The sequence below is a fragment of the Pauljensenia sp. 20925_1_34 genome (genome assembly GCF_041432775.1).
GTDB lineage: Bacteria > Actinomycetota > Actinomycetes > Actinomycetales > Actinomycetaceae > Pauljensenia.
In genome coordinates this window covers 75,379-100,660 of the sequence record NZ_JAPWAG010000002.1, presented here as the reverse complement: position 1 = coordinate 100,660, position 25,282 = coordinate 75,379, and the positions used below count along the sequence as shown (strand labels likewise).

Genomic DNA, 25,282 nt, shown 5'->3' with positions numbered 1-25,282 from the left:
CGTCAGTGTGTGGGCTCAGTCAGAAATAGCAGGCGATCGGCCCCTTGGGGCCGGGCACAACTGTGACGGGGGTATCGAAGATGTCCGTGAGGACCTCGTCGCGCATGATCTCGCCTGGCGTGCCCATGAAGGCGACCGTCCCGTCCTTGAGCGCGCAGATCTGGCTGGCGTAGCGGGCGGCGAAGTTAATGTCGTGCAGGACGATAACGATGGTGCGCGAGAATTCGCGGGCCGCGCGCTCGAGCATCGTCATCATTTCGACGCTGCGCGCGATGTCCAGGTTGTTCAGGGGCTCGTCCAACAGGACGTAGTCCGTTTCCTGGGCGAGGACCATGGCGACGTAGGCGCGCTGGCGCTGGCCGCCCGAGAGCTGGTCGAGATAGCGGCCCTGCAAGTCCTCCAGGTCGAGGAAGCCGATGTAGCGGTCGATGATTGCCTCATCCTCGGCGTTCAGGCGTCCCTTGGAGTGGGGAAAGCGCCCAAAACCGACCAGCTGGCGCACGGTCAGGCGCGAAATGAAGTGGTTTTCCTGCCGCAAAATCGACAGGGTGCGCGCCAGCTCGGAGGACTTCGTCGTGGCCACGTTGAGCCCGCCGACCGTGATAGTGCCCTCGTCGATGCCGAGAAGGCGCCCGATCATGGTGAGCAGCGTGGACTTGCCCGCGCCGTTGGGGCCCACGAGCGCCGTAATGCCGCCCGCGGGGATGTTGAGCGAAATCTCCCCGATGCGCACGGAGGACGAATACTGCTTGACGACGGAATCGATGGAGATCACAGGCGGCCCTTCCGCAGAATAGTAACGATGAACGCGAGCCCGCCGACGAACTCGATGATGATGGAGACGACGCCCTGCGTGTTAAACACGTGATTCATGAAGAAATAGGCGGTGGACAGGATCGCGATGCCCAGGGCGACGGCCATCGCGAAGATGTAGCGGTGATCGTGCGTGTCCGAGAACTGGTAGGACAGTGTGGCCACGAGGAACCCGAGGAAGGTCATGGGGCCGACGAGCGCAGTGGATGTGGCCATGAGGATCGACACCAGGACGAGGATGACGACCGAGGTACGCCGGTGGTTCAGGCCCAGGTTGGTGGCGGTCTCGCGCCCGAGCGAGACGACCGACAGGCGCCTCGTCATGAGCACGAGCGTGAGCGCGGAAATCGCGACGAGAGGAACTGCGATCGGGAAGTACTCCTTCTGCGCGTTCGCGATCGACCCGAAGAGGCGCGCGGTGAGCACGTCGAACTCCGAGGGAGTTAAGAGGCGCTGCATGAACGTGGATACCGAGCCCAGGCCGGCACCGAGCATGACGCCGATGAGGAGCATCGCGTGCATGGAGGCGCGCTGGGAGGTCAGCAGCCACGAGTAGAGCACAAGGGTCAGGGCAATCATCAGGGCGAGCTGGCCAGTGAAGTTGCCGACGGTCGCCGACGCGTTGAGCCCAGCCACGCCCAGGAAAAAAATCGTGGAGGTATGGATCGCGCGGTACAGGGACTCAAAACCGAGGATCGAGGGTGTGATGATGCGGTTGTTGGCCACTGTCTGGAAGGCGACGGTTGCCATGCCCTGGCACACAGCTACGAGCACGATGGCCAGCACCGCGAAGGCGCGCCTGTGCGCGAGGCGCCAGAAGACGGGCGTGCCGAATTGCGCGGGGTTCTTCCACACGAGCAGCCCGATGCAGGCCAGGATCGCGACCGCGCACACGGCGCCAAAGGCGATCCACCAGCGGCGTCGGGCAGCCGGGGAGACGAAGGCGCCGGTTCGCCTCGTCGGGCGCTTAAAGGTCGCGGACGAGGCCGTGGCCGGGGAGGCGGAAACGGCCTCGGCGGTGGGGGAGGGGAGGGTGTTCACAGGACGGCCCCCTTGCGCGCCTGGCGCAGGACCAGCGCGATGAAGACGAATGCTCCGAGGATGCCCAGAATGACGGAGACGGGCATCTCGAAGGGAGAGATGATGGTGCGTGCGAGCAGGTCGGTGACCGTCACCAGGGCGATGCCCGACAGGCATACCCACGGCAGGTTCGTGCGCAGGTTGTCGCCCATGGACAGGGAGACCAGGTTGGGGACGATCAGGCCCAGGAAGGGTAGGGAACCGACGACGACGGTGACGACGCCGGTTGCCACGGCGACGAGGCCGGTCGCGATGAGGACCATGCGGTGGTAGTTGACGCCGAGCGAGACGGCAATGTCTTCGCCCAGCGACACGGCGGTGAGTCGGTCGGCCATGATGAAGACGACGGCCACGACGACGGTGACGATCCACAGGACCTCGTATTGGCCCTCGTAGACGGAGGTGAAGGAACCCTGGAACCATATGCCCACGCTTTGTAGCGTGTTGGTTTCCAGCGCGATGAACATCGAGATCGCGGAGACGACGGCGCCCAGCATCATGCCCATGATGGGCACCAGCAGGGAGGATCGCAGGGAGACGCGGCGCAGCAGCGCGAAAAAGACCATGGTGCCGGCAAACGCGAAGGCGATGGCGCAGGTCATGCGCACGAGGATCGGTGCTCCCGGCCAGGCGATCATGATGGTGAGCAGGCCCAGCCCCGCCCATTCGGTGGTGCCCGTCGTGGAGGGCTCGGCGAAGCGGTTTTGGGTGACGAGCTGCATGACCAGTCCGCTCATGGACATGGCGGCGCCCGAGAGGATGAGGGCGATCGTGCGGGGGACGCGCACGGCCAGGAAGATTCGCCAGCCGTCGTCCTGGGACAGGATCGAGTATTCGCCGGTGGACAGGGACACGATCAGCAGCGCTGCGACCGCGAGCGTGGCCAGGATCAGGGGCAGGGGGCGCCTGGACGAGGCCGTGGCTGGCGTGGTCGGTGCAGCTTTCGTGGCGGGTGCCGTGGTGGTGGGCGCGGTGGTGGTGGAGTGCGTCATGAGAAGGGGGGCGCGGGTGCCGCCCGGTGGGGCGGCACCCGCGAGTGTGTCAGAGGATCACTTCTTCGCGGCCTCGAAGGCGTCCGCGAGGGAGTTGAAGATCTCCGTGTAGGTGATGATGGACTCGTTGGTGTAGGTGTCGTTGGGTGCGTAGACGACCTGGCCCGTGCTGATGGCGGTGACGTTCTGAAGGACGGCGTTACCGGAGATCACGGTCTCGGCCGGGGTGTTGGAACCGTCCTTGGTGATGGCGGCGTCGCGGTCGAGGACCAGCATCCATGCGGGGTTGGACTCGGCGATGGCTTCGACGGAGATGTCGTCGCCGGTGTGCGAGTCGGTCGCACCTTCGATCTCGAGGGCGGGCTTGAGGTCGAGCAGGTCGAAGACCGGGCCCCAGGTGCGGCCCTTGCCGGGGGCGACGTAGCCGATGTTGCCGCCGGAGACGTCGACTGCCATGACGGTGGAGGTGCCGTCGTAGGCGTTCTTGGCGCGCTCGATCGAGGCGTTGAAGTCGTCGACGAGCTTCTTGGCTTCGGCCTGCTTGCCGAAGATCTCGCCGAGGTCGGTGACCTGACGGATAAGCTCCTTGTCGAAGGGCTGTCCGTCGCGCGGCTCAAGGTTGATGAGCGGGACGTCGGGGGCGAGCTCCTTGATCTGGGAGTCGAACTTGGAGAAGCGCTGGCCGGAGATGATCAGGTCGGGCTCGGCGGCGACCAGGGCCTCGAGGTTGGGCTCGCGGTGCATGCCCACGTCGGCGACGCCCTCGCCGTTAAACGCGGTGATGGTGGAGGGGATGAGCTTCTTGGGGGCGGCGACCAGCTCGACGTCCCACTGCTGCAGCACCTCGAAGGTGCGGTTGTCCAGGGAGGCCGCGCGGGTGACGGGCAAGTTGATCTCGACCATGCCGTCGTTTGCGTCGATTGTCACCGACGAGGCCTGGGTGGCGCTCGCGGTGTCGCCCGAGGCAGCGGAGGGCTGCGAGGAGGGGGCGGCGCCCGAGGAACAGGCAGCCAGGCCGAGGGCAGCGATGGCGGCGATGGCGGCCAGGGAGGTGGTCGTGCGAGTCATTATTTCTCCGTCATAGTTACTTGTGATGGCACTGAAATAGGAAAAGCTAGGCTTACCTAACTGCCAAACTAACCTTACAGAAATTTGGGCTCGCGTGCGTGTGAGTGTGCGCATAGTTTCGCGCTGTCCTGTCGGGGCTTCGCGTTCACGCGTTCGTCGGCCGCACCTTCCTCCCGCCGACGGCGGTCGCTTGTTGTCAAGCTCACGCATTTCAGAAATTTCGCACGTAATTTGGCTAACCTAAATTTTATTAGCACATTGAAAAACGGCGTATTTTCAACGTTTCTGGTGTGAGTCATCGCGAAGTCGCGGGGGAATTACGTGCGAAATTGTGAGTGCTGCTGTGAGTAAGCCTGAGTAAGCCTGAGTAAGCCTGAGTAAGCCTGAGTAAGCCGAGGGGCGGTGCTCACGTGAGCACCGCCCCGGGAACTAGCTCGGTCAGTCGAGCGAGCGTGAAGTCGGCCGAGCGAGCGTCAGGTCAGTCGACCAGGCCCTTCACGGCCTCGTCGAGTTCGGTGACCCAATCCGCGCCCGACACGTCCGAGGGCATGCGCCAATCCCCGCGCGGGGACAGGGAGCCGCCGGCCATGACCTTCGGGCCGTTGGGCAGGGCGCTGCGCTTGAACTGCTGGCTGAAGAAACGCCACAGGAACAGGCGCTCCCACTTGACGATCTCCTCGAGCGAGTAGGCGACCTTGTCCTCCTCGGGGAAGCCGACCGGCCAGGAGCCGACCGAGGCGTCCGACCATGCCTTCTCGGCGAGGAATGCGATCTTCGAGGGGCGCGCGCCGCGGCGCAGCACGTAGTAGAGCGTGAAGTCCTGCAGGTTGTAGGGGCCGATCTTGTCCTGCGTGGACTGCATCTTCTCGCCCGGCTTGGCGGGAACCAGCTCGGGGGAGATCTCCGTGTGCAGGATCGACAGGAGGACCTCACCGACGCGGTCGTCGAACTGCTTGGAGGATACGACCCAGCGGATCAGGTGCTGCATGAGGGTCTTCGGAACGCCCGTGTTGACCGCGTAGTGGCTCATCTGGTCGCCCACGCCGTAGGTGCACCAGCCCAACGCCAGCTCGGACAGGTCACCCGTGCCCAGCACGATGCCGCCCAGATGGTTGGCCAGGCGGAACAGGTAGTCGGTGCGCAGGCCCGCCTGGACGTTCTCAAAGGTCACGTCGTAGGTGGCCTCGCCCTCGCCGTAGGGGTGACCGATGTCGGCCAGCATCTGCGTGGCCGCCGGGCGGATGTCGATCTCCTGGAAGGACGTGCCCAGGTACTGACACAGCAGGGTCGCGTTCTTCTTCGTGCGCTCGGAGGTGGCGAAACCGGGCAGCGTGTAGCACAGGATGTCCGTGCGCGGACGGCCCAGCAGGTCCATCGCGCGGGAGGCCACGACCAGCGCGTGCGTCGAATCCAGGCCGCCCGACACACCGATGACGATCTTCGGGTTGCCGATCGCGCGCAGGCGCTGGACCAGGCCGGCCACCTGAATGTTGTAGGCCTCGTAGCAGTCTTGCTCCAGGCGCGTGGGGTCGTTGGGGACGAAGGGGAAACGGTTGACGGCTCGCTCCAGGCCCAAGTCGGTGCGCGGCGGGTCGAGCGTGAACTCGACCTCCTGCGGGGCCATGCGCTCGTCGCCCGCGAAATAGCGCTGGGCGTTGTCCGTGAACGAGTTCTGGCGCTTGCGCTCCGTGCGCAGACGCTCCAGATCCACGTCGGCGATCGTGATGTGCGCGCCCTCCTGGAAGCGCTCGCCGATCGCCAGGCGGTCCCCGGCCTCGTAAATCATGGTCTCGCCGTCCCATGCCAGGTCCGTGCTGGACTCGCCCATGCCCGCGGCCGTGTAGATGTAGGCTGCCGAGCAGCGCGAGGATACCGAGCGCACCATGAGCTCGCGGTCTGCGCCGCGTCCCACGGTGATGGGGGAGGCGGACAGGTTCGCCAGGACGGTTGCGCCCGCGAGCGCCAGCTCGGTGGCCGGGGTGACGGGTACCCACATGTCTTCGCAGATTTCGATGCCGACGGTTAGGCCGGGCACGTCGTCGGCGGAAATGAGGACCTGGCCGAAGGGCACCCACACGGGTCCGCCGGAAAATTCCTCGATGCCGCCCCACGGCACTTCGATGCGCTCGCAGGCGCGCGGAGGCATGGTGACGAAGTGGCGCTTCTCGTAGAACTCGCGGTAGTTGGGCAGGTGCGACTTGGGGATGATCGCCAGCACGCGCCCGCGGTGGATGGCGACGGCGCAGTTGTACAGGGCGTTGTCCTTGCGCAGCGGTGCGCCCACGATGAGGAGGGGGAGCAGGTCGGCGCTGGCCTCGACGATGGTGGCGAGGGCCTTCTCGACGTTATCGAGCAGCACGTCCTGCAGGAGGAGATCGTCGATGGCGTAGCCGGAGACGCACAGTTCGGGGTAGACGGCGACTGCGACGCCGCGCGCGTCAAGCTCGCGTGCGGTGTCAATGATTTCGCGTGCGTTCTCGAAGGGGCGCGCGGGGTGCACGGGCAGGGTCACGGCGGCAACGCGCGCGAAGCCCTGGTCGTAGAGGGAATGGAAGTTCATGGTTCTCCTTTGGTACTGGGCTTATTCTTGCGTACTCGGCGCGCTTGCGCTCTTCATTGACGAGGCCGGGGCTGGGGCGGGTGGTCGGCGCAGGGGTGGGTCGAGAACGAAGGCCGTCTCGTCGACGCCGGGGGCCAGTCGGTACAGGGCGGCGGGGCGCCCGGCTCCCTCGCGCACGGTGGCACCCGTCGCTTTGATGAAGGAGGCTGTTTTCGTTGCTTTTCTGTGGAAGTTGCGCGGGTCGAGGGCCGATCCCCAGATGGCTTCGTAGGTGGTGCGCAGCTGGGTGATCGTGAACTCGGGGCCGCAGAAGGAGGTGGCCAGGGGTGAGTATTCGATCTTGGAGCGTGCGCGCTCTACCCCGTCGGCGAGGATGGTGGCGTGGTCGAAGGCGAGGGGTGAGTCGGGCGCGAGGAGCGCATCGACCGGGCACCACAGTGCTCCGGCGGCGTCGCCGCCTGCACGCGTGGGTGAAAAAGATGGGGCGAGGAGGAGGTAGACGACGGAGAGGATGGGGCCTCGGGGGTCTCGTCCGATGGGGCCGTAGGTGCGCAGTTGCTCGAGGTGGCCCGGGGGAGTGATGCCGGTTTCCTCTTCGAGCTCGCGCGCGGCGGCTTGCTCGGTTTGTTCACCCTCTCGCAGGAAGCCGCCGGGCAGGGCCAGGTGGTCCTTGAAGGGCTCGATACCTCGGCGCACGACGAGCGTGTGCAGGGTGTGGTCGATGACCGTCAGAGCCACGACGTCGACGGCGACCGGGATGGTGAGGGGTTCAGTCATAGTGTCAGCATAACCTATTTGTGTCGAGTTGACATTAAATGCTGATGCGGATTATCGTCAGTATGACACAAACAAGTGGGAGACCACCCAAGCAAGGAGCCATCATGGGAACCCTCCACCACCACCCCTTCCTCATCCGCTACCAGGGCGGCGCCGGCGACCACGTCGTCCAAATCCGGGCCGGGCAAACCATCCGCTCCGGCGTCGGCCAGTCCTTCTGGCTGCGCGCGGGACGCTGCGCGCTCGCGGAAGTACCCACCGCCAACCGCACCCACAGCTTCCTCGTGCAGGTCCCCTCCGCCGACCAGCAAAACGTCAGCGCCCAAGTCGCCATCACCTACCGCATCGAGGAGGCCGAGGCCGCCGCCTCGCACTACGACTTCGACCTGTACCCCCGAGACGCGAGCAATGATGCGCAGGGGTTGTGGCAGATCGACGAAACCGTCACCCGAATCGCCCACTCGGCCCTGGCCTCGTCCATTGGCAAGATGCCCCTGTCCGAGGCCATCTCCGGTTCTCTGGATCGCGTCGGCCAGATCCTCGAAGAGGCCTTCGAATCGGACGAGCGGCTGCGCGCCACCGGCGTCGCCGTCGTCGATGTGCGCCTCATGAGCCTGCGCCCGGACGAGGGGGTCGAGTCCTCCCTGCGCGCCCCGCTCCTCGAGCAACTCCAAGCCGAGGCCGACCGCGCCCTCTACGAACGTCGCGCTCTCGCCGTCGAACGCGAGTCACAGATCTCCGAAAATGAGATGCAGTCCAAGCTTGATCTGGCCCGTAAGCGCGCCGACCTGGTTGACCAGGAAGGCCACAACGCGCGGCGCGAGGCCGAAGAGAAGGCCGCCGCCGACGCGATCGCCGTCGAGGCAGAAGCGCGACGCATCGTCGAAAAAGCCAAAGCCTACGAGGCGGATTGGAAGACCGCTGGTGCCGCGCGGACTGCGACCGATGCATCCTACGTCAGGGCCCTCGGCGAGGCCGGACCAGAGGTGGCGCGCGCCGTCGCCCTCAAGGAACTGGCCAAGAACATGCCGTCCTTCGGCGACATCACCATCACCGCCGACGTGCTCAGCGATCTCGTCTCGGCATTCACCGGCTCCAAGAAGGCAGGCAAGTAGCCATGCGTCGCCGCGCCGTCATCGTCCGACGCCCGACCGAGTATGACGAACTCATGGACCGCTACTCCACGCGCGGTCAGGTCGAGTTCGTCCTGCGGCGCCGTGGGCGCACCCTCGACGCTGTCGAGCGTGCCCACGAGTCACACGTGGCAGCCCTGGCCCGCGTGCGCGCGGGCATCCCGGAGGGGTGGGCGAGCGCCGACGTGTCGCGCGAGAGCCTGTCGCGCTTCCTCTTCGCCCCCGAGGACGTCATCGTTGTCGTCGGTCCCGACGGCCTGGTCGCCAACGTCGCCAAATACGCGGGCGACCAGGTCGTGGTCGGCGTCAACTCCGTCCCTCAGTCGAACGCCGGCGTGCTCGTGCGCTGCACGCCCGACCAGGGGGTTTCGGCTCTCGGTTGTATCGATGCGGGCGCCGACCTGCGAGTGGACCAGCTGACGATGGTACGCGCGACCTCCGACGACTCGCGCACGATCACCGCGCTCAACGAGGTGTTCATCGGCCACCCGAGCCACCAAAGCGCACGCTATGAGCTGAGCCTCGGCTCCCAGGTCGAGCGCCAGTCTTCCTCCGGAGTCGTCGTCTCAACCGGGACCGGGGCGACGGGATGGGGCGCCTCCCTGAAGCGTGGCCGAGCGATGGGGGAGTTGCCCGCGCCGACCTCGTCCTCGCTCGCCTGGTTCGTGCGTGAGGCGTGGCCCTCCCCCCACACCAGCATCGAGCACACCGAGGGGATCCTGGCGGACAGTGAGGAGCTGAGCCTTGTTGTTGGATCCGAGTCCCTCGTCCTGTTCGGTGATGGCATGGAATCCGACCGCCTCACCCTCACGTGGGGCCAGAGCGTGCGGGTCTCCCGAGCACCGCGAGCCCTCTCCCTCGTGGACCCCGCGGGCCTGTCGGCGTGACGTGGAGAGGGGCTAGTCTCCTGGACCCGACAGGCATAGGAGGCTCCGATAGACATGGGTAACGCTCGTGTCTAAGATAGAAAGTGATAACGGAGCTAGCGCTCAGAGTGCCACATCGAAGACCCACGCCCTTGCGGCGTGGGTTTCCGTCTATCTAGCCAAAGGGGGCCAGATGCTGGTTGCTTATCTTGATGAAGTCGCCGAGGCGGGAGCATTTGTCAGCAAGACGCACAAGAACTACAACGGATCGCCAGCTTTCGGGTATGCGGGCTTTGAGGATGCCTCGTTCGCTCCTTGATGAGGCGTCGCTTCAGGGAGAGGACATGAGAACCTGGCTAGGTGAACGACCTACACGTAAGCGCGTCCTGTCCGAATGTGTACCCGGGGTGAGCTACTCGCTACCGCTCAGATGGCCCCCTCCTCGCGCAACTCGGCCATAACTTGGTCGAACGTGCGGGCGACCGGGTCGCGGACGATCAGGTCCGCGTGCGCGTCGGCCGAGGTCGGGGTGGCGTTCATGAGCACCAGGTGGTCCCCGGAGAAGTAGTTGATGAGGCCCGCCGCCGGGTAGACCACGAGGGACGTGCCGGCCACGATCAGCGTGGACGCCCGCGCGATGGCAGACACGGCGGCCTCGATGACTCCCTGATCCAAGGACTCCCCGTACATGACGATGTCCGGGCGCATCTGGGAGGCGCACGATGGGCACGCGGGCACGGGATCCCCGTCGACTGTGACGGCCTCGCCCAGGGGTGCGACCATTCCGCAGCCCGTGCACACGAGGCGCTCCCAGTTGCCGTGCAGCTCCCACACGGCGCGCGACCCGGCCCGGTGGTGCAGGCCGTCGATGTTCTGCGTGACGACCGCATCCATCCGGCCCGCCGCTTCTAGCGACGCCAGGGCTTTGTGTGCACCGTTGGGCTCCACCGGGCGGTAGATCTCGTGGAACCACTCCCAGTACGCTTCGGGGTGTTTGGTGAAGAAGTCAATGCTCAGCACCGTCTCGAGGGGAATCTCGCGCTCCTGAAAGTAGAAGCCGTTCGCCCCGCGAAAATCGGGGATCCCGGACTCAGTGGAGACGCCCGCGCCGCCGAAAAACACGGTTGACGGGGAATCCGCAATCCACTCGGCCAGGGTAGAAACGTCGTCGTTCATGAGGGCCTCCTTGCTCGCGCTACCATCCCAGGATACGCCCGGAGCCCGCGCGCCCCTGGCTCACAGGACGAGTCATGTTGCTGGGAGCCTCTCCCGACATGAGGGGCGCTCCCAACATCTGGATAGGTTGCGTGCATCCGGATAGGTTATGGGCATCCGGATAGGTTATTAACCTATCCGGATATGTCGTTTCCTATCCAGATGCGCCGTTCCTATCCACAAGCAGCATCTGACAAGCAGGGGCGCGGCCCGACGCCCCGCACCTGGGCCACAACCGCCTTCGCGACCAATTCTCCCCATCCAGCACAGTGGCACAACGCTTCGCCCCCAACGCTGTCTGCCTCTAACGCCGAAAGGCCGGGGCCCCACGGGGGAACCCCGGCCTCGCCAACTTCGTCGATATAAGCGAAGAGCCTGTTCCTCCTCACTGAGAGACGCAAAGACCCACGGCGCAACGTGTGCGCTCGTGGGCCCGCGGATTGGCACTCTGCGAGGACTTGCTCGCCGTTACCACTATTGATAGTAGCCGCCGTGTGGGGGTGAAGTCAATGCGCGCGACGGATACGCCCGAGGCCGGGGCCCACGTGGGAACCCCGGCCTCGAACAAACCTGACAATCAGGCTGTGGTCAGCGCCTGGCGGGCGATCGCCAGCTCCTCGTTGGTCGGGAAGAAGTAGATCGTCACGGCCGAGTCGGCAGCGGAGACGACACGCGGCTCGCCGGAGCGAACCTTGTTCGCCTCCAGGTCGATCTTGACGCCGAAGGGAGCGAGGGCCTCGGCCAGCTCGCGACGCACTGCTGCGTCGTTTTCGCCGATGCCGGCGGTGAAGGTAATGACGTCCAGGCCGCCCAGCTCGGCGGTGTAGGACCCCACGTACTTTAGCAGGCGGTTGATGTAGACGTCCATGGCGACGCGGGCGCGCTGCTGTGCCTCGGGACGGATCTAAGGCAGATGTGGGACTGCCGAAGTGGGCTTATATTACGAACAAGGATGTGTAGCTATTCGAAGATCTTGTACTATTATTTCGTGGGTTCTAATTTGTAAACTCCTGCTGACTCCTCTTCAATATGATAAGAGGTAATCGCGGGATACTTGCGAGCAATAGTCTCCCATACTTTTGGCCAATTAATGCTGAGTCCAGCAGAAACTGTGGAGTAATAGTCCAATTTGTTTTGAGAACCTCCAAATTTGAAAGAAATCTCCATATTGGGAATATCTGATGAAAAACATTGGTTGAAGGCGGAGACTTCATCGTCTTCGAGTGTTACGCACCCTTTTTTGTTGGGTGCATTTGTGGCGAATCCGAGAACTAGGTTAAGGACAATTGTGAGTCGAAGAAGATCTCCGGCGAGGGTGGCGGGGGAGATGGGTGTGTTGTTGTGTTTCCATGTTGACAGACCTCGTTTCTTCTTCTTGTTATTCTCTAGCGTTAGCCATTCGGCGAGTGATGTCTTAAAGTGTGTAAGAAGGGGTGAAAGGATGTCTCGTGTATTTTGAATAAGTTTGTCAACATCTCTCATCTCTCCGATTTGTCTATTTGTTCCTGTAGCTTTGCTTGTTCCGATGTCGATGATTCGAATGTCTGCTGGTGTGAGAGAGCCGGGGGTTGCGATGTTTGTGAACCGAAGTAAATTAGTTCTTGTTATTTCGGTATCTGAGATTAGCAGGTTGCCTGTGTGTAGGTCGCCGTGTGTCATGTCGTTTTCGTATAATGTGCCAGTGCATAAGAGTAGTCCGCTTGTCACGTTTAATGCTTGTGCGCAACTGCGTAGCTTGCGATTTTGGAGACGCATTTTATCGGTCTTTGCGTCGTTCTCTAGTTCTTGTAGTGATTGATTTCGAAGTTTGATCCACTCTTTGAGGGTCTTTGCGTCGTTCACGATTTCCATAACTGCAAAGAAAATATCTGATGGGTATTCGTAGATTCCAGCGTCGTTGATATGTGCTACGGAATTCCCTAAGTTTCGATTCGCATTCTTTTTTGCCTCGTTCTTCGCTTTTCTGAAGTCGCTAGCCTTCTCTGGTCTCAAGACCTTAACGGCTTGCTGAATGCCGAGTATGCTGTGTGATGCGCGAAAAACGACACCATTTGCCCCGTCTTCACTGAGGGGCTCGTCCTCAAAGTAGAGGCGCGAGAATCCAGGATTGTGTTCAGAATTGCCGATAGGTTTGTTGTCGTAGTACAGTTGCCCTTTTTTGACTTTAAACAGATGGCTTCGTTTGCTCATTGTTGCGCTCCGGTATGAATGGTGTTGCGTATAGGGTGTGATTATATTCGCTAGATTAGGTTTTCTTTAGTTAACCTTTGTTGGGATCTTGGTGCTTCTTCGCAGTTGTAATTTGCAGTGAACTTACCTGGACGTAACGTGAGAATTTATACGTTAGAAAGGTTGACACGTCGTTGTTCATGAGGGCCTCCTTGCTCGCGCTACATTCCCAGGATACGCCCGAGGCCGGGGCCCACGCGGGAACCCCGGCCTCGTGCGGAATAGCCGATCAGGCGAAGGTCAGTGCCTGGCGGGCGATCGCCAGCTCCTCGTTGGTCGGGAAGACGTAGATTGTCACGGCCGAGTCGGCAGTGGAGACGACGCGCGGCTCGCCGGAGCGAACCTTGTTCGCCTCGACGTCGATCTTGACGCCGAAGGGAGCGAGGGCCTCGGCCAGCTCGCGGCGCACTGCTGCGTCGTTTTCGCCGATGCCGGCGGTGAAGGTGATGACGTCCAGGCCGCCCAGCTCGGCGGTGTAGGAACCCACGTACTTCAGCAGGCGGTTGATGTAGACGTCCATGGCGGTACGGGCGCGCTGCTGGGCCTCGGGGTCGTCATCGTTGTGGATCATGTCCCACACGGAGCGCATGTCGGACTCGCCCGTCATGCCCTTCATGCCGGACTTCTTGTTGAAAAGGGTGTCGACCTCGTCGACGCTCATGCCGGCCACGCGCTGCAGGTGGAACACGACGGCGGGATCAATGTCGCCGGTGCGGGTGCCCATCACGAGGCCCTCGAGGGGGGTCAGGCCCATGGACGTGTCGATCGGCTTGCCGTTCTTGACGGCGGACACGGACGCGCCGTTACCCAGGTGCAGGACGATCTGCTTGAGGTCGTCGCGGCCTTCCAGCTTCGCGATCTCCTGGGAGACGAACTGATGGGAGGTGCCGTGGGCGCCGTAGCGACGAACCGAGTACTTCTCGGCGGTTTCGGTCTCCAGGGCGTACAGGGCCGAGCGGTCCGGCAGCTGCTGGAAGAACGCGGTGTCGAAGACGGCGACGTGGGGGACGTCGGGCATGAGCTGACGCGCCACGTCGATGCCCTTGAGGTGGGCGGGGTTGTGCAGGGGTGCCAGCGGGCACAGCTCTTCGATGAGATCGCGGACCTCGTTGGTGATGAGGGCCGGGCCGTCGAAGTGGCGGCCGCCCTGAACGACGCGGTGGCCGACGGCGAGGATGCCGGCCTCGGCCAGGTTCGGGCCCTCCGTGTCGAAGAGGCGCAGGACCTCGCGCATGCCGACGGTGTGGTCGGGAACCGGGAGCTCTTCCTCGGTGACGGCGTCGCCGTGCACGTGCTTGATGAGGCCCATGGGGTCGCCGATGCGCTCGACGAGGCCCTTGGCGATCGCGTCGCCGGTCTCGGGGTCGACAAGCTGGTACTTGATGGAGGAGGAACCGGAGTTAATAACGAGGACGGAGGACGAGGACACGCGTTCGCCTTTCGTGTTGGGGGGATGGGGAGGAAAAGTACGAGGCCGGGGCCCGGTTACCGTCAATAGTAACCGGACCCCGGGACCTGGGTCCCGTCAGCCCTGGGCCTGGACGGCGGTCAGGGCGACGGTGTTGACGATGTCTTCGACGAGGGCGCCGCGCGACAGGTCGTTGACGGGCTTGTTGAGGCCCTGCAAGACGGGGCCGACGGCGAGCGCGCCGGAGGAGCGCTGGACGGCCTTGTAGCCGATGTTTCCGGCTTCCAGCGAGGGGAAGACAAAAACGGTGGCCTTGCCGGCGACGTCGGAGCCGGGCAGCTTCTTGGAGGCGACGGCCGCATCGACGGCCGCGTCGAACTGGATGGGGCCTTCGATGGCCAGCTCGGGGGCCTTCTCGCGGGCGAGGCGGGTGGCTTCGACGACGGCGTCAACGTCCGGGCCGGCCCCGGAGGTGCCGGTGGAGTAGGAGAGCATGGCGACGCGCGGGGTGACGCCGAACTGTGCGGCGGTGCGCGCGGAGGTCACGGCGATGTCGGCGAGCTGCTCGGGCGTGGGGTTGGGGTTGACTGCGCAGTCGCCGAAGGCCCACACGCGGTCCTTCATCGCCATGAGGAAGATGGAGGAGACGACGGAGACGCCGGGGGCGGTCTTGATGATCTGGAAGGAGGGAACGATCGTGTGCGCGGTCGTGTGGGCAGCGCCCGAGACCATGCCGTCGGCGTCACCCATGTGGACCATCATGGTGCCGAAGTAGGACACGTCGGTGACCTTCTCGCGGGCCTGCTCGAGGGTGACGCCCTTCTTGGCGCGCAGGCGCGCGAACTCTTCGGCGTAGCGCTCGCGGTAGGCGGGGTCGTCCACGGAGACGACCTGGGCGGCGCTCAGGTCGATGCCGAGCTCACCGGCGCGCTTGGCGACGTAGTCGGCGTCGCCCACGAAGGTGATGTCGGCGATGCCGGCGGCGAGGACCTGGGCGGCGGCCTGCAGGACGCGGTCGTCGTCGGGTTCGGGCAGGACGATGCGCTTGCGGTCGGCGCGGGCGCGCTCGATGAGGTCGGCCTGGAAGGCGAGCGGGGTCACGGCCGTGGGGACGGCGGTCGCGCGCAGGGCGGCGGCTGCTTCCTCGCCGAGGGGGAGGGCGAGGACGGGCAGGTCGCAGGCGACCTCGGGCGCGCCACCGGTCAGGACGACGGCGACGACGGAGGCGGCTGCGGCCTTGGCGCGCAGGCGGGCGGCGGCGATCTCATCGGCGAGCAGTTCGGCGCTGGCACCCTCGGCATCGAAGGCGAGGACGACACCGGCGCGGGTGGAGGCGGCCAGGTTCAGGTTCCAAGCGACGTGGTCGAAGGCGCGGTTCGAGGCCTCGCGGGCGGGGGCGATGAGCGCGTCGTCACCGGCGGCGCGCACAGCTTCGACGGCGGCGGGCAGAGCGGTGGCGGGACGCAGGGCGGCGTCGGCGGCGCTGGTGCCGGCGAGGGCGTCAACGGTGGTGACGCCAAGAACGCGGGCAAGTTCTTCGGTGGCGAGGGCGGCTGCCTCCGACGAACCGGGGGCGACGACGATGAAACGAGACACTCGAAATACTCCTTTGGGACGAGAAGATATGCTGCGGCTCATAAGCCTTTCGTTCTATCCTAAACCCGCTCGCGTTCATTTTGTGGCACTCTTTCGGGACGAGGCCTGGGCCGGGTTAGCGGGACCAGGGTGAACCGCGGGTGGATTGTGGCCGATCGTACGCTAGGGTAGGGGACGTGGAGAACGAGGAAAGGACCGTGCGCGCGCGACTGGGCGCGTTTCTCGGTGCTGCCCTGAGCGCTAGCGCAGTCCTCGGAGTTATTGCCCTTGCCGTGACGGATCACCGTCATCGTGCCGTCATGCTGATGGTCGCAGTCCTTGTCGGAATGGGGATTGTGCGCCTGTGGACGCCCGGGCGACCATGGTTCGCGTCACGCGGCCGACTCGCCGACGCGATCGTGTACGTGATCCTCGCCGCGATTATCTGGTATCTAGCTCCGTTCGTGTCCACGATGGCGGTTCGCTGACGCGCGAGGGATCGTTGAGGCTCCAAGGCAAACCCCGGCCTCGTCAAGGATGAGAGATTCGAGGGGGATGCGTCACGCATATCCCGCATCGTGGTTTCGAGTTCAAGTATTCGTAAAGGTCGGGCATGCTGTGGGTGACCCATCGTCCCTATTCTCAAGGTGAAACACATGCGCGCGTTCCTGCGTAAGTCTGGAATCCTCGTGTGGGTGATCGCTGCGATCATCCTCGCGACCGTCCTTGGATCGATCCGTGTCGGCGGCAACCACCTGGTTCCCGTGGAGATCGGCCGTATCTTCGCGACGTTCTCGGCTATCTTCAGCCAGTTCCTCTCCTTCTCTATCCCGCTCATCATCATCGGCCTGGTGACCCCCGCTATTGCGGATCTGGGTCGCGGCGCCGGCAAGTGGCTGGGCATCACGACGGCGATTGCCTACGGTTCGACGCTCTTCTCGGGGTTCCTGACCTTCCTGGTGTGCGCCGCCCTGTTCCCGCGCCTGCTCGCCTCTACGCAGTTGGCCTCGGTGGCGGAGCCCGGTAGCGCCCTGGAGTCCTACTTCACGATCGAGATGCCCGCGCCCCTGCAGGTTATGACGGCTCTGCTGCTGTCCTTCGTGGTGGGCCTGGGCCTGTCGATGGTTCCGCGCGGCGTCCTGCGTAAGGGCTTCATCGAGTTCCGCGCCATCATCACGCGCCTCATCGAGACGATCATCATCCCGCTGCTGCCCCTGCACATCTTCGGCATCTTCCTGAACCTGACCTACACCGGTGAGGCTGCCTCCGTTATCCGCACGCTGCTGCGCGTCGTGGTCGTCGTCCTGGTCCTCGAGGTCGTCATCCTGCTGACTCAGTTCTGTGTCGCCGGCGCGGTTGCTCGCCGCAACCCCATCAAGGCGCTGCTGACCATGATGCCCGCCTACCTGACGGCGCTGGGCACCTCGTCCTCTGCGGCCACCATCCCGGTGACGCTGCGTCAGACGAAGAAGAATGGCGTGTCCGACGCGGTTGCTTCCTTCACGGTTCCGCTGTGCGCGACGATCCACCTGGCTGGCTCGACCTCGAAGATCTTCGCGTTCGCGTTCGCGATCGTCCTGACCCAGGGCCTGACGGTGTCCAGCCTCCAGTGGGTCGGCTTCATCTTCATGCTCGGCATCACGATGGTCGCTGCCCCCGGCGTCCCCGGCGGCGCCATCATGGCGGCCACCGGCCTGCTCAGCTCGATGCTGGGCTTCGACGACGCGCAGGTTGCGCTCATGATCGCCACCTACATCGCGCTGGATTCCTTCGGCACCGCGACGAACGTGACGGGCGACGGTGCGATCGCGCTGGTCGTGGATCGCATGGCCCACGGCTCCATTGGTAACGAGGGTGACCCGGAGAACGCCCGTGAGCTCGCGTTTGACGGCATGGCCTACCTGGACCGCGTGTCGGTCGAGGGCGTCGTCAGCCCCGAGGAGCTCGCCGACTCCGCCGCCCGCAACGGCGCGGACGCCACCGCGTAGGTCCCGTTGATCCGCCCTGTGCGCGCCCGCCGATTCCGGCGGGCGCGCACTTGTCGTTTTCTCGGTAAATGGGAGTTTGGCCCTAGTGGTGGAGGCGCAGGTCACGTAGAATAGGACACGCTAGGCACACTGGGCCTCGCGGCCCGCTCCGTCAATGAAAGATGGCAGAATCATGAGCACAGTCCGTATCGGTGTCCTGACCTCGGGCGGCGACGCCCAGGGCATGAACGCGGCCGTCCGCGCAGTGGTGCGCACGGCGTTGGCGAAGGGCGCGCAGCCCTATGCGATCCTGGAAGGCTGGCAGGGGGCGTGCGACGGGGGCGATTCCATCAAGAAGATGGGCTGGTCGGACGTGTCTTCGATTCTCGCCGAGGGTGGCACCGTCATCGGCACCGCTCGTTCCGCTGAATTCCGCACCTACGAGGGCCGTCATCGCTCTGCCGCGAACCTGCTGGAGCACGGCATCGATCACCTGGTCGTGATCGGCGGCGATGGCTCCCTGTCGGGCACGAACGAGTTCCGTAAGGAATGGCCCCAGCACGTGGCTGAGCTGGTCGCCGAGGGCGTCATCACGCAGGAGTTCGCGGACGCTCATCCGGCCCTCATCATCGTCGGCCTGGTCGGCTCGATCGACAACGACATGGTCGGCACCGACATGACGATCGGCGCGGACACCGCCCTGCACCGCATCCTGGACGCGATCGACCAGCTGACCAGCACCGCTGCCTCGCACCAGCGCACATTCGTCGTCGAGGTCATGGGACGCCACTGCGGCTACCTGCCCCTCATGGCGGCCGTCGCGGGCGGCGCCGACTACGTCTTCACGCCCGAAGACCCCGCAGGACCGGGATGGCAGGACGATCTGGCCGAGCACCTGCGCCTGGGGCGCGAGGCGGGCCGCCGCGAGTCCATCGTCCTGGTCGCTGAGGGCGCGCATGACCGCGACGGCAACGAACTGTCCACCCAGCTCGTCGCCGACACGATCGAGGAGCGTACGGGTGAGGATGCCCGCGTGACGATCCTTGGGCACGTGCAGCGCGGCGGCACCCCGTCGGCCTACGACCGCTGGATGTCGACTCTGCTGGGCTACGCGGCGGTCCAGGAGATCCTGGCGTCCACGGGCGAGGACGAACCTGTGATCCTGGGCGTTCGTCGCAACCGCATCACCCGCGTCCCCCTCATGAAGGCCGTCCACGATACGCGCGCGGTCAAAGATCTCATTGCCGCGGGCGACTACGCTGCTGCCCAGGCGTCGCGCGGCTCGTCCTTCTCCTCGATGGTGGGCATCTATCACCTGCTGTCCACGCCCCCGCAGCTGATTCCCGAGCCCACGGGCGACATCAAGCGCGTCGCGATCCTGCATGCGGGTGGCTTGGCCCCCGGCATGAACACGGCGGCCCGCGTGGCCGTGCGCCTGGGCATCGCGCGCGGCTGGACGATGCTGGGCGTCGATGGTTCGTGGAGTGGCCTGGCGGATGATCGCGTGCGCGAGCTGAGCTGGTCCGACGTCGAAGGCTGGGCCTTCAAGGGAGGCGCGGAGCTGGGCACGAAGCGCGATGTCCCGCCGATCGAGCAGTTCTACGCGCTGGGACGCGCGATCGAGCGCAACGAGATCGACGCCCTCCTCGTCATCGGCGGCATGAACGCCTACCTGGGCGTCCACGCGATCCAGGCGGAAAAGGACCGCTACCCGGCGTTCCGCATCCCGATGCTGCTGATCCCCGCCTCCATCGATAACAACCTGCCCGGCTGCGAGCTTGCGATCGGTACGGACACGGCCATCAACAACGCGACGTGGGCGATCGACCGCATCAAGGAGAGCGCGGCCGCCTCCAAGCGCTGCTTCATCGCCGAGACGATGGGCCGACGCTGCGGCTACCTGACTCTCATGAGCGCCCTGTCCAGCGGCGCCGAGTACATGTACATCAACGAGGAGTCCCCCTCCCTCCAGCAGATCGCCGCGGACGCAGAGCGCATGGTTGGCTCCTTCAAGTCGGGCCGCCGCCTCTTCTTGACGCTCGTCAACGAGTCGGCGTCGCAGTATTACGACCGGGATTTCCTGGCCGACGTGTTCAACGCCGAGTCCGAGGGCATCTACGACGTGCGGCATCAGGCACTCGGCCACATGCAGCAGGGTGGCTCGCCCTCGCCCTACGACCGCCTGCTCGCCACGCGCCTCGTGGCACGCGCCTTCGAGCAGCTCGTCGGCCAGTTCGAGCGTGGTGACCGCGGCGCCTACTACATCGGCCAGGTCGGCGCCGCGATGGAGGCGCGTCCTGTCAAGCGGATGTTTGACGATCTGGACATCGAGAATCGCCGCCCCTTCGCCCAGTGGTGGCTCGACCTCCTCCCCGTCCAGCGCATCGTGTCCCTGCAGAACCCGGGCATCGAGGCCACCCCGATCCCCATCGACGACCCCGTCGAGTAGGAAGTCCGTCCCGTTTTCCCAGGGATTGACGAGGCCGTGGTTCCGTGACCGCTCACGGTCCACGGCCTCGTCCGTCGTCAGGGAAAACGAGGGTGACCGAGGGCGCATTGACCGCTAAACTGGGAGTTACATATCCCTACTGTCAGGAGCACCCATGAGTGATATCCCCGTGATCGACCCGACGATGACCCCCGCGTGGGACAAGCTCGACCAGCTGGCCGACACCTTTGAGCCCGATCTGCGCAAGATGTTCGCGGATGACCCCGAACGCACGAAGAAGTTCACCTTCCAGGCCGCCGACCTGCACGTCGACCTGTCGAAGAACCTCGTGTGCCCCACGCTGCTGGACCACCTGCTCGCGCTCGCCGAGCAGACGGGCGTGGCGGACCTGCGCGACCGCATGTTTGCGGGCGAGCACATCAACATCACCGAGGACCGCGCCGTCCTGCATACCGCGCTGCGCCGCCCCGCGACCGACTCCCTGACCGTGGACGGCCAGGACGCGATTGCCGACGTGCACGAGGTCCTGGAGAAGGTCTACGCCTTCGCCCGCCGCGTCCGCTCCGGCGAGTGGGTCGGCATCACCGGCAAGCCCGTCAAGACGGTCGTCAACGTCGGCATCGGCGGCTCCGACCTGGGTCCCGTCATGGCGTACGAGGCCCTCAAGCCCTACGTGCAGGAGGGCCTGGAATGCCGCTTCATCTCCAACATTGACCCCACTGACGCGGGCGAGACCACGAAGGACCTGGACCCCGAGACGACCCTCGTGATCGTCGCCTCCAAGACCTTCACGACGCTCGAGACCATCACGAACGCCAAGGTCGTGCGCGCCTGGCTGCTCGACGCCCTGCGTGAGCGCGGCCTGGTCACCGACGAGGCCTCCGAGAAGGAAGCCATCGCCAAGCACTTCGTCGCCGTGTCCACCGCCCTGGACAAGGTCGCCGAGTTCGGCATCGACCCGGCCAACGCCTTCGGCTTCTGGAGCTGGGTGGGCGGCCGCTACTCCGTGGATTCCGCCGTGGGTACCTCCCTGGCCGTCGCGATCGGCCCCGAGGGCTTCGCCGACTTCCTCGCCGGCTTCAACGCGATGGACCGTCACTTCGCCGAGGCCGCACCCGAGAAGAACGTGCCCCTGCTGATGGGCCTGCTCAACGTCTGGTATTCAAACTTCCTGGGCGCCGACACGCACGCCGTCCTGCCCTACTCCCAGTACCTGCACCGCTTCCCCGCGTACCTGCAGCAGCTGACCATGGAGTCCAACGGCAAGTCCGTGCGCCGCGACGGCAGCCCCGTCACCTACGAGACCGGCGAGGTCTTCTGGGGCGAGCCCGGCACCAACGGCCAGCACGCCTTCTACCAGCTGATTCACCAGGGCACCCGCATGGTTCCCGCCGACTTCATTGCGTTTGCGAACCCGACGTGGGCGCTGGGTGATGGTGACGCCGACATGCACGAGCTGTTCCTGTCGAACTTCTTCGCCCAGACCAAGGCCCTGGCCTTCGGTAAGACCAGCGAGGAGGTGCGCGCTGAGGGCACGCCCGAGGCCATCGTCTCCGCCCGCGTGTTCACCGGCAACCGTCCCACGACGTCGATCATGGCTCCGTCCCTGACCCCGTCGGTCCTGGGCCAGCTGATCGCCCTGTATGAGCACATCACCTTCGTCGAGGGTGCCGTGTGGGGCATTGACTCCTTCGATCAGTGGGGCGTCGAGCTGGGTAAGGTCCTGGCCAAGCAGATCCTCCCCGCCATCGAGGGCTCGTCCGAGGCCCCGGAGGCGCAGGATCAGTCGACCCGCGCTCTCATCGAGTACTACCGCGCGAATCGCACGAAGTAATCGCATCTGATCCTTGGGGGGCGGTGGGAGCGTGAAGCTCCCGCCGCCTCGCTGTTTGTGGGGACGAGGTGTCGCTTAGTGCTCGATGTGCTCGTGGCTCGCGTGCTCGGGGCATTCGAGCTGGAACGTGGAGTGCGCGATGGGGAAGTGATGGCACGCGCATTCGCCCAGCTCGTGGACGATGCGGTCGCGTGTGGGACCGTCGGCCTCGTGCGTGACAGTCACGTGCGCCGTGACGGTGACGAGGTGAGAGGAGACGGCTACCACGTGCAGGTCGTGCACGCCCTGCACGCCGTCGATGCCCAGCATGTGCGCGCGTAGCTTGGCCATGTCCACGCTGGCGGGTGCCTGCTCCATGAGGATCGCAACGGAGCGGCGCAGGAGCGTGAGCGCTCGCGGTGCCATGAGGACGGCGATGAGCAGGGAGGCGATCGCGTCGGCGCGGGTCCACCCCAACGCCCACTCGGCCCCTGCCGCGGCAATGACCGCGAGAGAGCCGAGCGCGTCGTTCGCGACCTCCAGGAACGCAGCGCGCATGTTGAGGTTCGCCTCGCGCCCGCCCGCGAGGATCACCAACGACACAACGTTCGCGACCAGGCCGACGACGCCGACGAGGAGCATGGGGCCGGCCTCGACCTCGGGCGGGGATGCCAGGCGCCACGCGCCCTCCCACGCGACCATGACGCAGATGACGAGGAGCATGCCGGCCTGCAGGGCGGCGGCCAAGACCTCGGAGCGCGCCCACCCCCACGTGTGCTTCTCGTCGCGCGGGCGGCGCATGAGGCGCGTGGCGATCAGCGCGATAACGAGGCCGGAGGCGTCCACGACCATGTGCCCCGCGTCCGCTGCCAGCGACAGGGAGCCCGACCAGAAGGCGCCGAGCAGCTCGGCCACGACGACCGCCCCCGTGACCGCGAGCGCCCACCCCAGGCGCGCCGCAGACGCCGACGAATGAGAGTGATCGTGCGAGTGCGCGCCGTGCCCGGCGCCCGGAGAGTGCACGTGATTGTGGGAGTGAGCCACGGCCTCGTCAATATGGGACGAGGCGGGGGCCGATTCTCGCGCGGATCCGGCGCTGGGGGAGGGGCTGGGACGGTTGTCGGACATGGTCCTACTGTACGTTCGAAATGGGTTCTGTGTGGAGAGCTCCACCCCTTTGGTATGTCGCAGATCACTGCTTGGGTGGGTTGTCCTGGGACTGGGTGCCCGGGTCTGAGTGTGACGGACGACGTATCCTAGAAGACAGAGCGCGGGGAACCCCGCGACTGCAAGGGCACACGCCCACAGGACTGTAAAGGAGCGCCACTCATGGCAGAACCTCGTATCGTCACCGTCACTGGCGCAGCCGGCAACATCGGCTACGCCCTCCTGTTCCGCATTGCTTCCGGCCAGCTGTTCGGCCCGGACGTGCCCGTCAAGCTGAACCTGCTCGAGATCCCGCAGGCCGTCAAGGCCGCCGAGGGCACCGCGATGGAGCTCGACGACTGTGCGTTCCCGACCCTGGCCGGCGTTGAGATCTTCGACGACGTGAACCGTGCGTTCCAGGGCACCAACGTTGCTTACCTGGTGGGCGCCATGCCGCGCCGCGCCGGCATGGAGCGCGCCGACCTGCTCGAGGCCAACGCGGGCATCTTCGGCCCCCAGGGCAAGGCCATCAACGACGGCGCCGCCGACGACGTGCGCGTCCTCGTCGTGGGCAACCCCGCGAACACCAACGCCACCATCGCCCAGAACGCTGCGCCGGACGTCCCCGCGTCGCGCTTCACCGCGATGATGCGCCTCGACCACAACCGTGCGATCGCGCAGCTCGCCCACAAGACCGGCGCCGCGAACGCCGACATCAAGGACGTCGTCGTGTGGGGTAACCACTCGGCCGACCAGTACCCGGACGTCTCCTTCGCGAAGGTTGCCGGCAAGCCCGCGACCGAGCTGGTGGACGAAGAGTGGCTGTCCAGCTACTACCGTCCCACCGTCGCCAAGCGTGGCGCCGCCATCATCGAGGCGCGTGGCGCCTCCTCGGCCGCCTCCGCTGCGAACGCCGCGATCGACCACATGTACTCGTGGATCCACGGTACCCCCGAGGGTGAGTGGGTCACCGCCGGTGTCATGTCCGATGGCACGCACTACGGCGTCCCCGCCGGCCTGAACTTCGGCTTCCCCGTCACCTCCGATGGTGGCGAGTGGCAGGTCGTCGACGGCCTGGAGATCTCCGACGCGACCCGCGCCGGAATCGACCACAACATCAAGGCCCTGCAGGAAGAGTACGACGCCGTCAAGGCGCTCGGCTTCATCAAGTGAGGCTACCGCCCTCGTGGCGGTTGGTGGGAAGGGCGCGCGCCCGGTTGATTGGCCGGGCGCGCGCCCGCTTGTATGCCGGGTTGTGTGTGCGGGTGTGTTTGGGTGTGGGCTTGTCGTGCGCCCGTGTGTGTGCGGGGTTGTTGTGGGGTCGGGCAGTGTTGTTGCGGGTTTTGTATGTGAACGTGGCGCGTCGTGGCACCTCGGTGACGTGCGGCAGACCCGCATCATGGAGCAATTCACTAGGTGCGGCAGCATTGCACTAGATAGCGAGGCATTGCACTAGATAGCGCGGCAATGCACTGCTTACTACCCAGTGCAATGCTGCGCTAAGTGGTGCAACGCTACTGAGCAACAAGCCTGCGCGCGGCAAGATCTGCTCGATAGTTACTCCAACAAAATGTCAGCGAGCCATGCCGGGCAGCCCTGCACCAGTTGGGGCCCATTGCACCAGTTAGGGAGCATTGCACCATCTCCGAACTGGTGTAATGCCCCGCTAAGTGGTGTAACACCACTTAGGAACAAGCTTGAGTGTGGTCAGCTGTTGCTAGAAGCGGGCTGTGTGGGCTTATGGGTGTGTGCGTAGTGGTTCCAGGCGGTGGCTTTCGCCAAACCGTAGACCCATTCACCAAAATTCCACGAAATTTGGCTGTTTTTGCTCAATGGGTCTGCACTTTGGCGGAATGGATGCTGCACCGTTATGGGTGTGCCTCGTGGTCGGTGCTTGGGACTCAGATATGCGGCGTTGGCGGGAGCGTCGGTGTGTGGGATGGGGCTTAGTCGTGGTGTCCATTCCTCCTACGAAGCGTATCCGCGATAGAGCTTGTCGTCGATGAGGGCGTGCACCCGATCAGTGAGCATTGCACCTGTTCTGATCGGGTGTAACGCTCCTCAACGGGTGCAGCACCGGAAAAGTCGCACGTAATTCTATTGAGGCTCCTTCAATATTTGAAATCACAACGTTGAAATTCCGCGGTTTCTGAGGTCTCTCGAGTGTGGGGTGTTGAAGAATTACGTGCGA

General features: G+C 64.9%; 19 protein-coding genes and 1 pseudogene. 8 read left to right on the top strand and 12 right to left on the bottom strand.

Going from position 1 to position 25,282, the window contains the following annotated elements; all coding sequences use genetic code 11:
• Nucleotides 1-19: 19 nt before the first annotated feature.
• The 6 genes from O3669_RS01395 to O3669_RS01370 form a co-directional block, all read right to left on the bottom strand.
• A complete protein-coding gene (locus O3669_RS01395; protein ID WP_371523352.1) occupies nucleotides 20-775 on the bottom strand; it encodes an ABC transporter ATP-binding protein in 756 nt (251 codons plus the stop codon).
• Nucleotides 772-1,854 (bottom strand): iron chelate uptake ABC transporter family permease subunit, encoded by a 1,083-nt coding sequence (locus O3669_RS01390; protein WP_295966288.1) that lies wholly within the window; start codon nucleotides 1,852-1,854, stop codon nucleotides 772-774. Before O3669_RS01390 ends, O3669_RS01395 begins: the two co-directional genes overlap by 4 nt.
• Nucleotides 1,851-2,885 (bottom strand): ABC transporter permease, encoded by a 1,035-nt coding sequence (locus tag O3669_RS01385; protein ID WP_295966290.1) that lies wholly within the window; start codon nucleotides 2,883-2,885, stop codon nucleotides 1,851-1,853. Before O3669_RS01385 ends, O3669_RS01390 begins: the two co-directional genes overlap by 4 nt.
• 57 nt (nucleotides 2,886-2,942) lie before the next feature.
• Nucleotides 2,943-3,953, bottom strand: a complete 1,011-nt coding sequence (locus O3669_RS01380) for a siderophore ABC transporter substrate-binding protein (protein WP_295966293.1) — start codon at nucleotides 3,951-3,953, stop codon at nucleotides 2,943-2,945.
• A 478-nt stretch (nucleotides 3,954-4,431) separates the two neighbouring features.
• Complete coding sequence (locus O3669_RS01375; protein WP_371523351.1) at nucleotides 4,432-6,513, bottom strand: NAD(+) synthase; 2,082 nt, start codon at nucleotides 6,511-6,513, stop codon at nucleotides 4,432-4,434.
• A gap of 21 nt (nucleotides 6,514-6,534) precedes the next feature.
• Nucleotides 6,535-7,290 (bottom strand): NUDIX domain-containing protein, encoded by a 756-nt coding sequence (locus O3669_RS01370; RefSeq protein WP_371523350.1) that lies wholly within the window; start codon nucleotides 7,288-7,290, stop codon nucleotides 6,535-6,537.
• A 104-nt stretch (nucleotides 7,291-7,394) separates the two neighbouring features.
• Between O3669_RS01370 and O3669_RS01365 the strand changes: the two genes are divergently transcribed.
• From O3669_RS01365 to O3669_RS01355, 3 genes are all read left to right on the top strand, one after another.
• Nucleotides 7,395-8,405 (top strand): SPFH domain-containing protein, encoded by a 1,011-nt coding sequence (locus O3669_RS01365; protein WP_371523349.1) that lies wholly within the window; start codon nucleotides 7,395-7,397, stop codon nucleotides 8,403-8,405.
• Nucleotides 8,406-8,407: 2 nt separating this feature from the next.
• Nucleotides 8,408-9,310 carry a hypothetical protein gene (locus tag O3669_RS01360; RefSeq protein WP_371523348.1) on the top strand — a complete coding sequence of 301 codons (903 nt, stop codon included), beginning with the start codon at nucleotides 8,408-8,410 and terminating at the stop codon, nucleotides 9,308-9,310.
• Between the two features lie 172 nt (nucleotides 9,311-9,482).
• The gene (locus O3669_RS01355) at nucleotides 9,483-9,608 is read left to right on the top strand and encodes a hypothetical protein (protein WP_314768067.1); all 126 of its coding nucleotides are present in this window, start codon (nucleotides 9,483-9,485) and stop codon (nucleotides 9,606-9,608) included.
• A gap of 107 nt (nucleotides 9,609-9,715) precedes the next feature.
• Here the strand turns inward: O3669_RS01355 and O3669_RS01350 are convergent, their stop codons facing one another.
• The 5 genes and pseudogenes from O3669_RS01350 to pta all read right to left on the bottom strand — a co-directional run bounded on the left by O3669_RS01350 (nucleotide 9,716) and on the right by pta (nucleotide 15,737).
• Nucleotides 9,716-10,465 carry an NAD-dependent protein deacylase gene (locus tag O3669_RS01350; protein ID WP_371523347.1) on the bottom strand — a complete coding sequence of 250 codons (750 nt, stop codon included), beginning with the start codon at nucleotides 10,463-10,465 and terminating at the stop codon, nucleotides 9,716-9,718.
• Between the two features lie 616 nt (nucleotides 10,466-11,081).
• Nucleotides 11,082-11,402, bottom strand: a pseudogene (locus tag O3669_RS01345) (acetate kinase); the annotation flags it as partial.
• Nucleotides 11,403-11,485: 83 nt separating this feature from the next.
• On the bottom strand, nucleotides 11,486-12,694 hold the full coding sequence (locus O3669_RS01340; protein WP_371523346.1) for a hypothetical protein: 1,209 nt from the start codon (nucleotides 12,692-12,694) through the stop codon (nucleotides 11,486-11,488).
• 268 nt (nucleotides 12,695-12,962) lie between these two features.
• The gene (locus tag O3669_RS01335; protein ID WP_371523345.1) at nucleotides 12,963-14,162 is read right to left on the bottom strand and encodes an acetate/propionate family kinase; all 1,200 of its coding nucleotides are present in this window, start codon (nucleotides 14,160-14,162) and stop codon (nucleotides 12,963-12,965) included.
• Nucleotides 14,163-14,258: 96 nt separating this feature from the next.
• Nucleotides 14,259-15,737: a phosphate acetyltransferase gene (gene pta, locus O3669_RS01330; RefSeq protein ID WP_314768062.1), complete on the bottom strand. Its 1,479-nt coding sequence runs from the start codon at nucleotides 15,735-15,737 to the stop codon at nucleotides 14,259-14,261.
• Nucleotides 15,738-15,934: 197 nt separating this feature from the next.
• Between pta and O3669_RS01325 the strand changes: the two genes are divergently transcribed.
• From O3669_RS01325 to pgi, 4 genes are all read left to right on the top strand, one after another.
• A complete protein-coding gene (locus tag O3669_RS01325; RefSeq protein ID WP_371523344.1) occupies nucleotides 15,935-16,204 on the top strand; it encodes a DUF3017 domain-containing protein in 270 nt (89 codons plus the stop codon).
• A gap of 168 nt (nucleotides 16,205-16,372) precedes the next feature.
• Nucleotides 16,373-17,704, top strand: coding sequence for a dicarboxylate/amino acid:cation symporter (locus tag O3669_RS01320; protein WP_315282944.1), 1,332 nt, complete (start codon nucleotides 16,373-16,375; stop codon nucleotides 17,702-17,704).
• Nucleotides 17,705-17,876: 172 nt separating this feature from the next.
• Nucleotides 17,877-20,132 carry a 6-phosphofructokinase gene (locus O3669_RS01315; RefSeq protein WP_371523343.1) on the top strand — a complete coding sequence of 752 codons (2,256 nt, stop codon included), beginning with the start codon at nucleotides 17,877-17,879 and terminating at the stop codon, nucleotides 20,130-20,132.
• A 154-nt stretch (nucleotides 20,133-20,286) separates the two neighbouring features.
• Nucleotides 20,287-21,966: a glucose-6-phosphate isomerase gene (pgi, locus tag O3669_RS01310; RefSeq protein WP_371523342.1), complete on the top strand. Its 1,680-nt coding sequence runs from the start codon at nucleotides 20,287-20,289 to the stop codon at nucleotides 21,964-21,966.
• A 75-nt stretch (nucleotides 21,967-22,041) separates the two neighbouring features.
• Here the strand turns inward: pgi and O3669_RS01305 are convergent, their stop codons facing one another.
• Entirely contained in the window at nucleotides 22,042-23,073 is a 1,032-nt protein-coding gene (locus O3669_RS01305) for a cation diffusion facilitator family transporter (protein ID WP_371523341.1), read from the bottom strand.
• Nucleotides 23,074-23,274: 201 nt separating this feature from the next.
• Here O3669_RS01305 and O3669_RS01300 point away from each other — a divergent pair, with 201 nt between their 5' ends.
• A complete protein-coding gene (locus O3669_RS01300) occupies nucleotides 23,275-24,264 on the top strand; it encodes a malate dehydrogenase (protein WP_070834996.1) in 990 nt (329 codons plus the stop codon).
• The last annotated feature ends 1,018 nt before the right edge of the window (nucleotides 24,265-25,282 follow it).